The sequence below is a fragment of the Photobacterium frigidiphilum genome (genome assembly GCF_003025615.1).
In the GTDB taxonomy this organism is placed as follows: Bacteria; Pseudomonadota; Gammaproteobacteria; order Enterobacterales; family Vibrionaceae; genus Photobacterium; species Photobacterium frigidiphilum.
Map to the genome: position 1 here is coordinate 62,703 of NZ_PYMJ01000002.1, position 15,269 is coordinate 77,971.

Annotated in this window: 13 protein-coding genes; 6 read left to right on the plus strand and 7 right to left on the minus strand. The window is 43.4% G+C overall.

All coding sequences use genetic code 11. From position 1 onward, the window contains the following. Positions 1-27 precede the first annotated feature (27 nt). Positions 28-933: a LysR substrate-binding domain-containing protein gene (locus C9J12_RS02450; protein WP_107241259.1), complete on the plus strand. Its 906-nt coding sequence runs from the start codon at positions 28-30 to the stop codon at positions 931-933. 317 nt (positions 934-1,250) lie between these two features. On the opposite strand, the gene C9J12_RS02455 is transcribed toward C9J12_RS02450, so the two are convergent. Next, positions 1,251-3,005, minus strand: coding sequence for a formate--tetrahydrofolate ligase (locus C9J12_RS02455; protein ID WP_107241260.1), 1,755 nt, complete (start codon positions 3,003-3,005; stop codon positions 1,251-1,253). A gap of 278 nt (positions 3,006-3,283) precedes the next feature. Between C9J12_RS02455 and C9J12_RS02460 the strand changes: the two genes are divergently transcribed. Together C9J12_RS02460 and C9J12_RS02465 are read left to right on the plus strand one after the other, a co-directional pair. Next, the gene (locus C9J12_RS02460) at positions 3,284-4,885 is read left to right on the plus strand and encodes an ATP-binding protein (protein WP_170111709.1); all 1,602 of its coding nucleotides are present in this window, start codon (positions 3,284-3,286) and stop codon (positions 4,883-4,885) included. A gap of 36 nt (positions 4,886-4,921) precedes the next feature. Beyond that, complete coding sequence (locus C9J12_RS02465) at positions 4,922-5,602, plus strand: response regulator (RefSeq protein WP_193944639.1); 681 nt, start codon at positions 4,922-4,924, stop codon at positions 5,600-5,602. A gap of 54 nt (positions 5,603-5,656) precedes the next feature. Here C9J12_RS02465 and C9J12_RS02470 read toward each other — a convergent pair whose 3' ends face one another. Beyond that, the gene (locus C9J12_RS02470) at positions 5,657-6,556 is read right to left on the minus strand and encodes a LysR family transcriptional regulator (protein ID WP_107241263.1); all 900 of its coding nucleotides are present in this window, start codon (positions 6,554-6,556) and stop codon (positions 5,657-5,659) included. A gap of 190 nt (positions 6,557-6,746) precedes the next feature. Here C9J12_RS02470 and C9J12_RS02475 point away from each other — a divergent pair, with 190 nt between their 5' ends. Then, complete coding sequence (locus C9J12_RS02475; protein WP_107241264.1) at positions 6,747-7,427, plus strand: type 1 glutamine amidotransferase domain-containing protein; 681 nt, start codon at positions 6,747-6,749, stop codon at positions 7,425-7,427. Positions 7,428-7,564: 137 nt separating this feature from the next. Beyond that, the gene (locus tag C9J12_RS02480; RefSeq protein ID WP_107241265.1) at positions 7,565-8,716 is read left to right on the plus strand and encodes an iron-containing alcohol dehydrogenase; all 1,152 of its coding nucleotides are present in this window, start codon (positions 7,565-7,567) and stop codon (positions 8,714-8,716) included. A gap of 200 nt (positions 8,717-8,916) precedes the next feature. Here C9J12_RS02480 and C9J12_RS02485 read toward each other — a convergent pair whose 3' ends face one another. From C9J12_RS02485 to C9J12_RS02495, 3 genes are all read right to left on the minus strand, one after another. Further along, on the minus strand, positions 8,917-10,449 hold the full coding sequence (locus tag C9J12_RS02485) for a tripartite tricarboxylate transporter permease (RefSeq protein ID WP_107241266.1): 1,533 nt from the start codon (positions 10,447-10,449) through the stop codon (positions 8,917-8,919). A 10-nt stretch (positions 10,450-10,459) separates the two neighbouring features. Next, positions 10,460-10,969: a tripartite tricarboxylate transporter TctB family protein gene (locus C9J12_RS02490; protein WP_107241267.1), complete on the minus strand. Its 510-nt coding sequence runs from the start codon at positions 10,967-10,969 to the stop codon at positions 10,460-10,462. A 131-nt stretch (positions 10,970-11,100) separates the two neighbouring features. Beyond that, positions 11,101-12,093 carry a tripartite tricarboxylate transporter substrate binding protein gene (locus tag C9J12_RS02495; RefSeq protein WP_107241268.1) on the minus strand — a complete coding sequence of 331 codons (993 nt, stop codon included), beginning with the start codon at positions 12,091-12,093 and terminating at the stop codon, positions 11,101-11,103. A gap of 351 nt (positions 12,094-12,444) precedes the next feature. Between C9J12_RS02495 and C9J12_RS02500 the strand changes: the two genes are divergently transcribed. After that, positions 12,445-13,404: a hypothetical protein gene (locus C9J12_RS02500; RefSeq protein ID WP_107241269.1), complete on the plus strand. Its 960-nt coding sequence runs from the start codon at positions 12,445-12,447 to the stop codon at positions 13,402-13,404. Positions 13,405-13,458: 54 nt separating this feature from the next. On the opposite strand, the gene pflA is transcribed toward C9J12_RS02500, so the two are convergent. Together pflA and C9J12_RS02510 are read right to left on the minus strand one after the other, a co-directional pair. After that, complete coding sequence (gene pflA, locus C9J12_RS02505; RefSeq protein ID WP_107241270.1) at positions 13,459-14,199, minus strand: pyruvate formate lyase 1-activating protein; 741 nt, start codon at positions 14,197-14,199, stop codon at positions 13,459-13,461. Positions 14,200-14,432: 233 nt separating this feature from the next. Further along, entirely contained in the window at positions 14,433-15,152 is a 720-nt protein-coding gene (locus tag C9J12_RS02510) for a hypothetical protein (protein WP_107241271.1), read from the minus strand. Positions 15,153-15,269: the final 117 nt, after the last annotated feature.

The window sequence follows — 15,269 nt, forward strand, 5'->3', positions numbered from 1 at the left end:
ACGTTTGATAGTAGGAGTTTTAATTAAGTGCGGTATTCACTCAAACAACTGGCTGTATTTGAAGAGGTTGCGAGCTCTCGTAGTGTGAGTAAGGCGGCAGACAATCTAGCATTAACCCAGTCAGCAACTAGCATGGCGTTATTACAGCTAGAAAAGATGTTAGGACGACCTTTGTTTGAGCGGCAGGGCAAACAAATGACATTAACGTACTGGGGATCGTGGTTAAGACCAAGGGCAAAACAGCTCTTATTTGATGCCCAGCAGATTGAACAAGGCTTTTACGATCAGCATATTGTGAGTGGTGAAATCAGTATTTCAGCCAGTCAAACTGCCGCAGAACACTTGCTACCAGAGCTTATCAGTATTATTGATAAGGATTTCCCCGAGCTACGTATCAAGCTTAGAGTGAAAAATGCCCAGAAAGTGGTTGATCACGTAAGAGATTTTGAATGTGAGTTGGGTATTATTGAAGGCCGTTGTGATGATAGCCGTATTGATCAAGAAGTATGGTGTCACGACCATCTTGTGATTATTGCTTCTAAATATCACCCTTATGCCAAGCTAGATAAAGTCAGCTTTGCACAGTTAGAGCAGGCACAATGGGTACTTCGAGAGCAAGGTGCAGGTACAAGGCAGAGTTTTGAAAGCGCATTACACGGTGTGATTGAAGATTTGAATGTTTGGCGGGAATATGAACAGATTTCAGTACTAAGAACATTAGTGACTAATGGCCCTTATTTAAGTTGTTTACCTTTTCTTGATGTTGTTAAGCATATAGAACGTGGCGAGTTGGTGGCACTGAATGTTCCAGAGTTGAATATGAAGCGAACGTTATCTTTTATTTGGCGTGCAGACTCGATTGAAAATCCGCTACGTGATTGCATTCGTCGTGAAGCGATCCGTATGATTAAAGATAGAAAATTGGAAATGTAAATATCACCTCTATTAATGATTTTTTATCTTGTTGTTTATAAAGCTTTTTATTTGAAATGAGAATGTTGTAGCTAATTGTTTGCCATGTATTAAAAGTACTTATCAATTTTTATGATGTTCATATACAACATCCTTGATAAGAGCCTTGTTGCGCACTTTGTCATTTACCCTGTGATACTTATTGTGCGTATAACGACAGTTAGTATTCAGTAAGGTAAAAAAAATCTCGTGTCTGGTTAGTGAAGACTAACACTCAAGGCACGAGATCTTAACGAATAACGTTATGGGTTTACGTGAATGCAATCCACTTAACCTTCTTAACTTAAACCAACAATATTACCGTCAGCGTCGATATCAAGATTCATATAAGCCGGTTTTTCAGGTAAGCCGGGCATTGTCATTACATTACCGCACAGTGCGTACACAAATCCTGCACCCGCACATAATTTTAACTCTCGTACAGGCACCACAAAATCAGAGGGGGCGCCTTTAATGCTTGGATCAGTAGTGATTGAAAGTGGTGTTTTAGCAAGGCAAACCGCTAAGTTATCATGGCCGTGTTTTTTCAGTGTCGCGAGCTGTTCTTTCGCACAATCAGAGAGTTCGATACTACGTGCGCCATAACCGACTTCAGCAACTGCCATTAGCTTTTCTTCAAGAGACTGCGACAAGCTATATAATGGCTTAAAGTTGGCTGGTGTTTCACACGCTTTAACAACCGCTTGTGCTAATTCTGTTGCACCTTCACCGCCTTTACCAAAGGCTTCGCTAATAGCGACATCCACGTAGGTACTGAAATCTGTATCTGCAACCATGTTTTTTAGCAGCTCAAGCTCTACATCGGTATCTTGTGGGAAGCGGTTTATTGCCACCACAACCGGTAAGCCATATTGAGCAGCATTGCGGATATGCCATTTTAAGTTATCAAAACCTGCGATTAAGGCTTTTTCATCCAGTGAAAAAATTGCATCGGGTAGTGCTTGCCCTGGGCGCAAATCATATAAACCAGAATTGGCTTTTAAGCCGCGTAATGTAGCGACGACCACGGCGCAATCTGGGCCACGATCGGCTTGCTGAGCTTTAATATTACAGGCTTTCTCAAAGCCCATATCAGAACCAAAACCACCCTCTGTAACCGTAAATTCACTCAGCTTTAAGGCGATACGATCGGCAATAATAGAGGAGTTACCATGGGCGATATTGGCAAAAGGTCCCGCATGAATAAGTGTTGGTACACCTTCCAGCGTTTGCATGAGTGTCGGTTCAATCGCTTCACACATGGTGACGGTCATCGCGCCTGCGACTTGTAAATCTTCAGCAGTGATTGGATTACCGTCGATGTTGTAAGCTAAAACAACACGACCAATACGTTGGCGCATGTCAGCGAGATTTTTTGAAAGGGCAAGAATTGCCATAATCTCAGAAGCGGCAGAAATCTCGAAACCATCGTCACGTTCAAGACCGTTAATGGTTTTGCCTGCTTCATTTTTACCGACAGTGATCATGCGTAATGCACGATCATTGTGGTCCATCACACGCTTCCACACGATATTTTTTATATCGATACGTAACGCAGGTAAGCCTGTCTTATCGCTAAATGCTTCGTAGCCATGGCGCTCTTCATGATACAAGCGGGCATCAATAGCGGCAGCAGCAAGGTTATGGGCAGCGGTAACCGCATGAATATCACCCGTTAGGTGCAAATTCAACTTTTCCATTGGTGCGACTTGGCTATAACCACCGCCTGCTGCACCGCCTTTTACGCCAAATACTGGCCCCATTGATGGCTGGCGAATACAGGCGATAACACGTTTATTAATCTTTGCTAAACCTTGTGCAAGGCCGATCGTAGTAACGGTTTTTCCTTCACCGAGTGGTGTGGGTGTAATCGCTGTCACTAATACCAATTTACCTTCAGGTTTATCCGCTAAGCGCTTGAGGATAGACGGCTTTACTTTCGCTTTTAACGTACCTTGCGGGGTTAAATCTTGAGGTTCAATACCCGCCATTAGGGCAATTTGGTCAATAGGAGTGAGTGCGGTGTCGCGGCAAATTTGAATGTCGCTTTTCATAAGGGCGCATTTCCTTCTAGTGGTGACAGCAGGGAAGATGTTGATGTGTCAATATTCTGCATTCAATTGACTTTACAGTTCACGCAATCGATTGCGCTGTGTTTATACCATAATTTTATCACGGATAAACGAAATTATTCCGTGATAAATGTTGTTAATTTGTTGGCGCTGATAACATTGTTAAAAGGCTGAATACGGGAGCTTGCTAAAAGTCTTTGAAATGAATAACGAGTACTATGTTTCAATATTGTTACGTTCGTTATAAAAGGTGAAAGATGATTCAATGGCAGAAGCTGAATTTTCGGCGAAGATTGCTGATTATTATGACAATGTCGGGCTTACTTGAATTACTGATTCTTTCGGCTTTAGGGTTTAGCTACATTAAAAAATGGGAATCACAAGATTTAGGTGAAAAAGCCATTGGTGTGGCGGAATACATAGCCAAAACACCATCAATTATTACCGCGGTAGAGCAAAAAAATCCGCAGCTACTCACCGAGGGTACTGAACGATTCCGGCAAGCCATTGGTGCTGCCTTTATTGTGATTGGTGATAATAATGGTGTCCGACTTGCGCACCCGATAGCAGAGCGTGTGGGGCTGCCAATGCGTGGGGGCGATAATATTCGTGCCCTAACAGAAGGGAAGTCTTATATTTCTTATGCCAAAGGCTCGATGGGTCACTCTGTTCGAGGTAAAACGGCAGTATTCGACAGTCGTGGTGAGATCATTGGGGTCGTATCTGTTGGGTATTTACTGACTGGCATTCACGATAAATTATTACCATTTTTAACCTTTTTATTGGCGATGGCCATTGTGGTTGTTGGCGCTAATGGTTTATTGGCGAACTTATTGGCAAAGCGCTTTCAGCGCACGTTACTGGGTTTTGAGCCTGAAGAAATCGGGCGATTATATGCCGAGAAAGATGCCACTATGAGTACCTTGCGCGAAGGCGTATTAAGTATTGATAATCAAGGTATTCTACGGTCGATCAATCGCAGTGCGTGCGGCATGTTAGGTGTTGATGCGGCTCGTGCCTTGAATCGTCCATTAAGTGAAAGTTTGCCAGAAAGCAGCCTTGAACGATTGCTGTTAACTCGCCAATCTGAGCATGATATTGAACTGTACTTTAACAGCCGGGTGGTGATTGCTAACCGTGAGCCACTATTTCAAAATGGTGTACTCATTGGGGCGGTATCGAGTTTTCGATTAAAAGATGAAATAACCGAATTAAATCGTCAATTGTCGCAAGTGACACAATATGCCGAGTTATTACGAGCACAAACCCATGAGCACCGAAATAAGCTGAATACAATAGCGGGCTTGGTTCAGCTTGGGGCATATAACGATGTATTTAAATTAATCGGACAAGAAAATCAACATTATGAAGCGTTGATCAAGTTTTTGCGTGGTGCGATTGAAGAGCCATTAATTGCAGGTTTGTTATTGGGAAAAAGTGAACGCGCTCGTGAGCTTGGGTTACAGTTAGTGATTGATACAGAAAGTTGCTTATCTGCCTTACCTGAACACATCGTGCCTGAAGATGTGGTGACGATTTTAGGTAATTTGATCGATAATGCGTTCGATGCCACCTTAGCTTCCCATTCTACAGATACGTTTATTCACTTGCATCTAAGTGATTATGGAAATGATCTGATTCTTGAAGTGGAAGACTCAGGAATAGGGTTACCTGAAGGTATCAGCCAGCATGATCTATTACAGCGTGGAGTCTCGACCAAAGCAGGCGATAATCACGGTGTCGGTTTATATTTGATCAACCAAATTGTGTCACGTTATAACGGGCAATATACGATGGAAGACAGGGAATCGGTAGGAACCAGAATGACGGTTTATTTACCGAAAACAGCGTCAATACGTTAAAGGAATGCATCATCAAAATACAGACAGGGAGTGTGAATAGTGTCATTGATTCGTGTTGTGATTGTTGAAGATAATGCCGGAATAGCAGAGCTGCATCGCCGTTGCTTAAGCCAGATTGCTGGCATAGAAATAGAGGCGATGGCACACAGCTATCAAGAAGCCATTACGTTATTTGAAGTCCTAAATCCTGATCTTGTCTTATTGGATGTACAGCTTCCTGATGGAAGTGGGCTAGATTTATTGCGTATGCTGCGCGCTGAAAAACAAGAAACCGATGTGTTATTGATTACCGCCGCAAGAGATGTCGATACCCTGCAAGAAGCAATGCGAGGTGGGGTGGTTGACTACATATTAAAGCCTGTGGTTTTTTCGCGTTTAAAAGAGTCTATTCATAAGTATTTGGATTCAAGAGTGACTATGGCAGGGTTGGGTGCTATCGAACAAAGTGATGTCGATGCCATGTTGATGCGCCCCAAAGAGCATAAGTCGACGGCCCAATTACCGAAAGGTATTGATAATGTCACGCTTGATAAAGTGCGAGAGTTATTTAAATCCCATACTCAATTAACGGCGGAACAATCTGGGCAGTTAATCGGTGCCAGCCGAACTACCGCCAGGCGCTACCTTGAATACTTGATCAGTAGCGGTGAGTTGGAAGCAGATCTGAGCTACGGCACAGTGGGCCGCCCAGAGCGGGCGTATGTTAAGCGCACATAAAGGCTGCTATTTAGTGATGAGCCAAATACAGACATAGCTGATATCGCCGTGCTATCACAATACATATTGAGCGAAGTGTTCTTGTAAGTAATCGAGTAGTAGGCGCATTTTTTTTGAATCTGCAGCCCGAGGCGGATAGACACCATAAATCGTAATGTCGCTTAATGCGTAATCTTCTAAAATTGGGGTGAGTTGCCCGGCTTTAATTAACGGTAATGCGTCGTAGATAGGTAAACGTCCGACGCCATGCCCGCCAACCACAAACGCAGTTCTTGCCGATGCGCTATTGGTGGTAATGCTGCCCTGCATTTTCACATTGTATGATCGTGTGCCTTTTGTCAGAGTTTGGATTTTTGATGTCTTCTTATAAACCACCCATTCATGATTGGCTAATTCTGCAGGGGTGCGAGGTATACCGTGTTGGTTAAAATAGCTGGGTGATCCGCACAATATATTCTTCATCGTCATCAGCTTTTTGGCGTACAAACCAGAGTCAGCAAGTGGCGCACCTCGAATGGCTAAATCGACCCCTTCTTGAATAATATTAACGATATCGTCGGTCAGGTTCAGATCTATTTCTATTTTGGGGTATAAGGTCTTGAACGTATTTAGCGCAGGCACAATGGTATGCATGCTGATATTCACCGGGGCGCTAATTGTAAGCTTACCTTCGGGCTCTTCACGTAGGTTTTCAATCTGTAGGTTGGCGGCAGCAGCTTCTTCACTGATACGTTTACACCGCTGAAAGTAACGTTGACCAGCATCGGTTAGGCTAATGCTACGCGTGGTACGGTTCAATAAAGGCATGCCGATATGATCTTCAAGCTTTTTCAGGTGATAGCTTACGACCCCACGCGATAAGCCCAGCTGCCGTGCAGCGGCTGAAAAGCTCCCTTGTTCGACTATTTGGGCAAAAACTACCATGCTTTTCAGTTGCTCAAAAGATACATCCATTCTTTTACTCTATATCGTTAACGCACCATTTAAGGGGCAAAATGGTCAGGGAATAGTGCTCTAGTATGCCTAAAGAGTATCTATTGTTCTAATTGTTCGAACAATGATTCCTAATTTATCTCCATTGTCGAATTTAATGAACAGGCATACACTCTCATCACGCTTTAAATAGGACATAACGAGGTTGATGATGAAAATTTTAATGGTGTTAACATCTCACGATAAGCTAGGCGATACGGATCATAAGACCGGCTTTTGGATTGAAGAGTTTGCAGCACCGTATTACCGCTTCTTAGATGAAAACGCGGATATCACATTAGCATCGCCTGCGGGTGGTCAACCTCCTATCGATCCTAATAGTGAGCTTGAGCAATCACAAACAGAAGCGACGGTACGTTTTAATCGCGATGAGCAAGCGCAAGCCGTGTTAGCCAATACTCGTAAGCTTAGCGATGTGAATGAGCAAGACTACGACGCAATTTTTTACCCTGGCGGTCACGGACCATTATGGGATCTGGTGAGCGACAGTGATTCTATTTCGCTAATCGAAGCATTCTGGCAAGCAGGCAAGCCTGTTTCTGCTGTGTGCCATGCACCAGCAGTGTTATTAAATGCTAAAACAGCCGATGGGGAATATATTATTTCTGGTAAAGCGGTGACAGGCTTTACAAACTCAGAAGAAACGGCTGTTGGTTTGGCTGAAGTAGTGCCATTCTTGCTGGAAGATGCACTAAAATCCCGTGGCGGGCAGTTTGAATCGGCACAAGATTGGAATTCATTAGCAATTCAAGATGGCATGCTAATTACTGGACAAAATCCAGCGTCATCTGAAGCGGTTGCAGAAGCTCTGCTCAGCTTATTAGCTAAATAAATAGTTAATCAAAATCCATTAAAGTGGCGTGTTGCACTTAGTGTAGAAACCTAAGGTCGTAATACGTCACGTGTAATGTACACCGAATATAAAAACACTCTTGAATACTGTATTCATGACTAATAAAGGAATGAGCAATGCTTAATTTCACGTTTCATAACCCTACTCAAATTTTCTTTGGTGAAGATCAAATTGCAGCGATTGCAAAACAAATCCCTGCTGATGCAAAAATCCTCGTGACTTACGGTGGCGGTTCGATCAAATCAAATGGTGTTTACGAGCAAGTGAGCACAGCATTAAAAGATCATAACTGGATTGAATTTTCAGGCATCGAGCCAAATCCACAGTTTGATACGTTAATGAAGGCTGTAGATATCGTTAAAGCTGAAGGCATTACTTACCTTCTTGCTGTTGGTGGTGGGTCTGTTGTTGATGGCACCAAGTTCATTGCAGCAGCTGCACGTTTCGAAGGTGATGAACCTTGGGATATCTTAGCAAAGCAAGCACAAGTTAAAGATGCTGTGCCACTATCATGTGTATTAACCCTGCCAGCAACGGGCTCTGAAAGTAACATTGGTGCGGTTGTAACTCGTGATACAACGAAGCTGGCATTTATGTCACCGTTTGTTCGTCCTGTTTTTGCTGTACTGGATCCAAAAGTAACATTAAGCCTTTCTGAGCGTCAGATTGCTAACGGTGTAGTTGATGCGTTTGTTCACACTATGGAGCAGTACTTAACGTTCCCTGTGAATGCAAAAGTACAAGATCGCTTCTCTGAAGGTTTATTGATGAACCTGATTGAAGAAGGTCCGAAAGTACTGGCAAACCCTGATGATTTGGAGGTGCGTTCAAACATCATGTGGTCGGCAACAATGGCACTGAATGGTTTGATTGGTTCTGGTGTACCTCAAGATTGGAGTACTCATATGATCGGTCATGAATTGACGGGTCAGTACGGTATTGATCATGCACGTACTCTAGCAATTATTCTGCCTGCTGTTATGAAAGTACAGCGTGAGCAAAAACGCGGTAAATTAGTGCAATACGCACAACGTGTTTGGAACATTGTTGATGGTACTGAAGATGAAGTAATTGATCAGGCTATCGAAAAGACGGAAGCATTCTTTAAAGCAATGGGTATGCCAGTGCGCTTGACTGATGCTGACCTAGATGCTGAAAGTATCGATAATATTTTGGCACAACTTGAACTGCACGGTATGACATCACTGGGCGAGCATGGCGACATGACACCAGAAGTGAACCGTAAAGTATTAGAAGCTGCTTTATAGAAGACCTTGTTTTCGAATATTGCTCTGGAATACTGTTTTTGAAAATTGTTTTTCGAACATTAAATGAGTGCCTCTAAGGCTCATTTAATCTAATGATAAAACAGGTGAAAGCCCTGCCAGTGTATTGCTAGCAGGGCTTTTTTTACGTGGTTCTATTTGATGATTAGGCAACATATTGAATTATATAGCGCGCCTTTCTCTTATTCCACATTGAGTTTCGCGCCACTCGCTTTTTTCTTATACTGCAACGCCGTTCGAATAATCGGTGTGATTAACACTAATGCGGCAATAACCGTGAACGCGAGTGTAATAGGGCGTTCCCATAAGAAGCTAATTTCCCCATCACTGATCATCAAGGCTCTACGCAAGTTTTCTTCCATTAATCCACCCAGAATAAAGCCGAGTAGTAACGGTGCAAGAGGGAAGTTTGCAAGCCTTAGTGCAATCGCAGCCATAGCGACTAATAGCATGATAAAGACATCGACCGTGTTAAAGGAAACCAGATATACCCCAGTGATAGAAAAGAACAAAATCATCGGCAGTAATACTGTTCTTGGCACCATCAATAGCTTTGAGATGTAGGGGATTAACGGCAGATTTAGAATCACCAGTACAATATTGCCAAAGTACATTGAGATAATCACTGACCAGAAAATATCGGGGTGATCGACAAACAAACGAGGACCCGGTTGAATACCATAAGCAATCAACGCGCCCAGCATGATAGCGGTTGTACCTGAACCTGGAATGCCCAAGGTTAATAGCGGTACAAACGATCCACTAGAGGCGGCATTGTTAGCCGATTCTGGTGCGACTAACCCACGAAGGCTGCCTTTACCAAATTCAGCTTGCTTGTCTTTTGGTGCAATACTACGTTCAAAACCATAACTTAAGAATGCTGCAATCGTCGCACCTGCACCAGGTAGTACGCCCACAAAGAAGCCTAAAATTGATGAACGGATAGAAACGGGTGCTAGTTCTTTAAACTCTTCTTTGGTCACTTTCATACTGCCAATCTGGCTGATTTTTGCTTGCTCTTCTTGGCTAGTATCGTCTTGAGGTTTTAATATCCCCATGAGCGTTTCACCTAAAGCAAAGGTCGCCATTGCCAATAATAGGAAGCTGAAACCATCCATCAGATCAGTTAAACCAAAGGTAAAGCGTTCAACACCGACACCTTTATCGATACCCACTGTTGCTAACATTAAGCCAAGAACGGTCATCATCCATGCTTTTACCACTTGGTTTTTACCGGAAAAGGCAGCAACGGCTGATAAACCTACGAGCATCAGGGCAAAGTAATCTGAAGACTGAAAACTCAGAGAGACATTGGCAAGTACTGGCGCGGCAATTAACAACATAATAGCAGAAAGCGTACCACCAACGAATGACGAGTAAGCCGCCAATGCGAGGGCTTTACCTGCTTGGCCTTTCTGTGCCATTGGGTAGCCATCAAATGTGGTTACTACGGTGGACGAACAGCCAGGGGCATTAATCAAAATAGATGAGGTCGACCCACCAAATACAGCACCGTAATACACGCCAGCCATTAAGATCAGGCCCGATGCAGGGTCTAACCCATAACTGATTGGGATCATCAGCGCGATGGCTGAAATAGGGCCAAGGCCGGGTAACATGCCGATAAACGTACCAACAAAACAGCCCACCATAACCATCATTAGGTTGGTTGGCATAATGGCCGTGGATAGACCTGAAAGGATTCCATCTAACATCCGTGTTCTCCTACCAAGCTGAGAATATGTAGCCTGACTCAAGGTAAATATCTAACCCTTGAGTAAGCAATAACCAAAAAGCCGTCACAAAAGGAAATGACGCACCAAAGAGAATAGATTTACGACGCTCACCCAGCAGTAAAAAACCACCCAGTAAGAATAAGCTGGTGGAAAGCACAAAGCCTAGCCACGTTAACCCCACACCATAAGCCGCCATTAAGACTAAAAAGCTAATCAGTAGTTTCCAGTTAAAATCAACCGTTGCACCACTTTGTTCATCATTTTTACCAGTAATTAGTAGTAACAATGACAATACAATACCTGCAGTCGTCAGTAGGTATGGCAATGTACGGGCGGTAAAGGGTTCAAATTCATCACCAGGAAACAGGGCGATATTTGCGATTTGATAACCATAAATAAGGCTAACAACAAGAAAAATTAACGCCCCAATACGGTCACGACTGAGTAATTGTACCGATGATGTCGGTGCTGAATTAGGCTTCGAAGTAGAGGAATTCATTACGCTCTCCCGAATTAAAAGAACCGCACCTAAAGTGATAGCTATAACTGTTATGTGCGGTATAGATTTCATATAAGGGCTGCTATACAGCCCTTATTGCAGTGTGTTGCGTGAGGGTTGCTCTCAGAACCTTATTCTAAGAATCCGAGTTCACGCATTAGCCCACCCATCTGCTTCTCTTGTTGTTCAAGGAAGCTGTAGAAATCTTTGTCATTTTTGTAGGTATCGATCCAGCCGTTACGATCTCTAACCACAGCCCACTCAGTGGTTTTGTACATACCAGACAGCGCTTTATTCCATGCATCAATTTTTGCTTGGCTTGCACCGGGTGCGGCAAAGAAACCACGCCAGTTTGCAAAAACAGTATCGTTGCCTTGCTCGACTAAGGTTGGAATTTCAGGGGCGGCTGCTAGGCGTTCTGGTGCCGTAATTGCCAGTACACGTACTTGACCTGATTTGCTCATTTCCAGTACTTCACCAAGACCTGTCGATAGCAATTCAGTTTCGCCAGACAGTAGGGCGGCCATGGCTTTACCGCCGGCATCGTAGGCAATGTAGCGTACTTTGCGTGGGTCAAAACCTTCGCCTTTAAAGGCTGCAGCGACGATCAGGTGATCCATCGAACCACGTGCTGAACCGCCCGCAATTTTCACACTACGAGGATCTTTGGTGTACTGTGCGACTACTTGTTTCCAATCGGTAAAAGGGGAGTCAGCCGATACCACAATAGCGCCATAATCTGCGATAGTGGCCGCAACAGGGGTTAGATCTCGAAAAGATTGCGGGAAAATACCACTCAGTGAGCGAACAACAATAGGGGTGGAATTCACCATCAAGGTATCAGGTTGGCGCTTCGCGGTTTCGATCAAATGTGCAATGGCTTTGCCACCGCCACCGCCAGATAGGTTTTGGTAAGATACTTTTTCGACAAGACCTGATTTTGCCAGTACTTCACCCGTACCACGGGCTGTCATGTCCCAACCACCACCTGCACCACCCGGTACTAGGAAGTGAATTTTTTCTAGTGACTCAGCCATCGCAGAGCCTGATATTGCCGCCATGCTTGATGTTAATAGGGTGACCGCAACACGCGTCGTAAACTGTTTTTTTAAGGTGTTCAACATGATTAAGCTTCCTTTTTTATCACTGCTGAGATGCCTACTGGGCTAGCAGGGTTAATGGAAGGTTAAAGTAGTGTTGCGTGGTGGGATATAAAGCGTAAAAAAAGAGATTAAAGAACCTTCTAAACGTTTTGTTCATAAAGTTCACAGAAGAGAAAGTTGTTTTTTACCGTAAGGAGCTTGGACTATCAAGAAAAAAGAGGTTGCTCACAAAGACTGAAAAAAATGGAAATACATCTATTTGATTTCATTTACCACATCAATAGTTGCTCAAAAAGTGGGCGGTTGATCTATGGACAAGGGCACAATTATCTATAGAATCCGGCCGTAGTTGATACTGCTAGGGAATATAAAATGATCATCAAAGGAAAGCCGGTGAGGGACTTATCCTTCAAACTTAATACTCTGTTTCGAGGGGTCGGCTGCCTGCTGCTACTGCTGCTGTTGATGAACTTGCATACGGTTACAGACAATTTGTCTAATTCAGCTTTTGCGCTTCAGCAGCTGACTTTGCCGGCGAGCGCTGGCGAAAAGCCATCATCACTACCGGAAGAGCCTTTAGCGGCTTCTTCCGAAGAGAATACTCCGTCTAGTGAGGCGATCACCGCCGTTGAAGATGAGATTTTCGAACTCAGGCAAGCGGCGTTAGTGCGGTTTGCCAATAAGTTTAATTTTCCTGATTCGGTTGAGTTCTATAGCCTGGCCAGCAGTGAGAACTGGATGTTTAGCCCGGCAACGGTGATGGAAAAAGACAATGTGCTTAATCTCACGACCTGCGGTTATTATGCTGCGAAAAATGCAATGGGGCTTTCCCGTGAAAGGGTGCCATTTATTGTTGATCTGGTTTATGATTTTTTAAATAAAAAATACAGTGTTTATGGTTATTTTAAAGATGATCGAGCGCGTTATTATCAATTTGACGGAAGTAAAAAACCGGTTGAGTTAAACCGTAACCGTTTCAGAAATAAGTGGGATGTTGCCTGTAAGCCGCTGAACGTTGATAAATATGACGATATTCTTTCGCTTGCCACAGCCGGACGCTTTGATCCCAAAGAGGATATTACCTTCAAGCGACAGCTTAATGCATTTGATGACAAGGTCCAGGCAGAAATTGCAAGCTGCGTCGAAGGCGAGGCACTTACCGCATCAGTGTCAGGTCTGTCTGCTCGCAAAAATCTTTGTCTGATCAATGCCCAGTGCAGCATTCTGGAAGGGGTGGCCAAGAGTAAGTGTGACTTGGTTAATCAGACCTGCTCTGGTGATGACAAGTCGCTGCTTTGCAAAACAACGACTAAGACTCAGGTAGCCAGTTAGCCTTTATATAAGTGCAGAAGTTGAGGGGCGATGAACGTCGTCCCCTCGATTTTTTTAGTAAATCACTTTATGACCATAGCTCGAAATGATTTCTTTCATCTTTTCCATCGTTTCTTTTGATGGTGGTTGAACACCTGATAGCGGGTAGTCGTAACCCATTGCATCCCATTTATGTTCACCTAGCTGGTGGTAGGGTAGCAGTTCAATTTTTTCGATGTTATCCATGTCTTTAATGAACGCACCTAAATTGTGGGCAGACTGTTCATCATCGGTATAACCCGGAACGATAACATAGCGAATCCATGTTTTTTGACCGCGCTTGTGAAGGTAACGAGCAAAGTCCAGTACACGCTTATTAGGTACACCGACCAATTCTTGGTGAATCGTGTCATCCATTTGCTTAAGGTCAAGCATAACAAGATCGGTTGCATCTAATACTTCATCAACCACATCGGTATGCTTACGGATGTAGCCATTGGTATCAAGGCAAGTATGAATATTTTCAGCTTGTGCAGCGCGGAAAAAATCGCGAATAAATTCAGGTTGAAGCATAGCTTCGCCACCTGAGGCGGTCACGCCACCACCAGATGCTTTCATGAAATGACGGTAAGACACCGCTTCTTTCATGATTTCTTCAACCGAAATTTCACGACCGCCATGAAGATCCCAAGTATCACGGTTGTGACAGTACTGGCAGCGCATTAAGCAGCCTTGCATGAAGATAATAAAACGGATGCCGGGTCCGTCGACGGTTCCGCAAGATTCGAAAGAGTGAATACGACCTTTTACTGACATTACTATCTCCGCATGTATATTGTGCGTGTTATTTACCTATTATTTTATTACAAAATGACAGGGTAAAGTAGCCCTATATACGTTTAAAGTGTAAGGGTAATTGCAGTGCTTTGTCTGCGTATTATGCGCTCTTCTCTTTATCACGTAATGAAGCAACACTTATTGTTGCTTGGTATATCTATTGGGGGCTAAAACAAAAAACGGAACAAAGTCCGTTTTAGTGGTCATTATTATCAGAGGCTTTGCAGCTTAGCTTTTCTTTGGCACATGGCTTCACATAGTTTGACGTATGAAGCATATAAGTCTTTATCAATAATATAGTTTTTATAAATTAGTAAAAGCAGAGCTACAGCGGTAATACTGATTCTATCTCCTGCTTTTAGCCAAGGTATTGCTTCTTCATATCGGCCGTTATCGAAATGATAAGTGCCAATCTTGACGCTACACTCAATAGCAAAAATACCGTTGTATGTAGAGCCTTCTTTCCATAACTCCATCATTTGATCCCAAGGGATATCGTTAAGGTTTGTCAGTCGCAAGCAAGTGGCTTTTCGCATTAATAGTAATGCTCTATCCTCTTCTTTTAGTTCTGCATCGTGAGTAAGCCATAGGTCGTAGAACTCTAAAGCAACTTTATAGTTTACAGGGCAAAATACTTTGCTGAAAGCGCCTCTTCGACCTAGGAAAGCAGCATCCTGACCTTCTGTGATTGCTGGGAGGTATCCACGTTTCCCAGCGTTCAGCAGTTGATTTAAGGCGTCTGAACGTACAGCTTTACTTGCGGCTTTTGCGTCTTCCTTTGATAATGTTTTATCGACTACCCCTTTGAATTTGTCATCAAAGACTAGCTTTGCAAACGCGACACATGCCTTATCGTCTTCGGCTTTTGCAAGTTCATGCATCGGAGCGCCTCTCTCCTTGATAGGGAGTTTCATTACTTCTTCGAAAGTCATATTAAGTCTTCATATTTGTTAATGTTTGCATTCGATCAATCGTACAAGTCGACTTCTTTTTCATTTTTATATAGAGCAGGGCTTTAATAAGAAGATGCGACTATGTGGCAGATAACA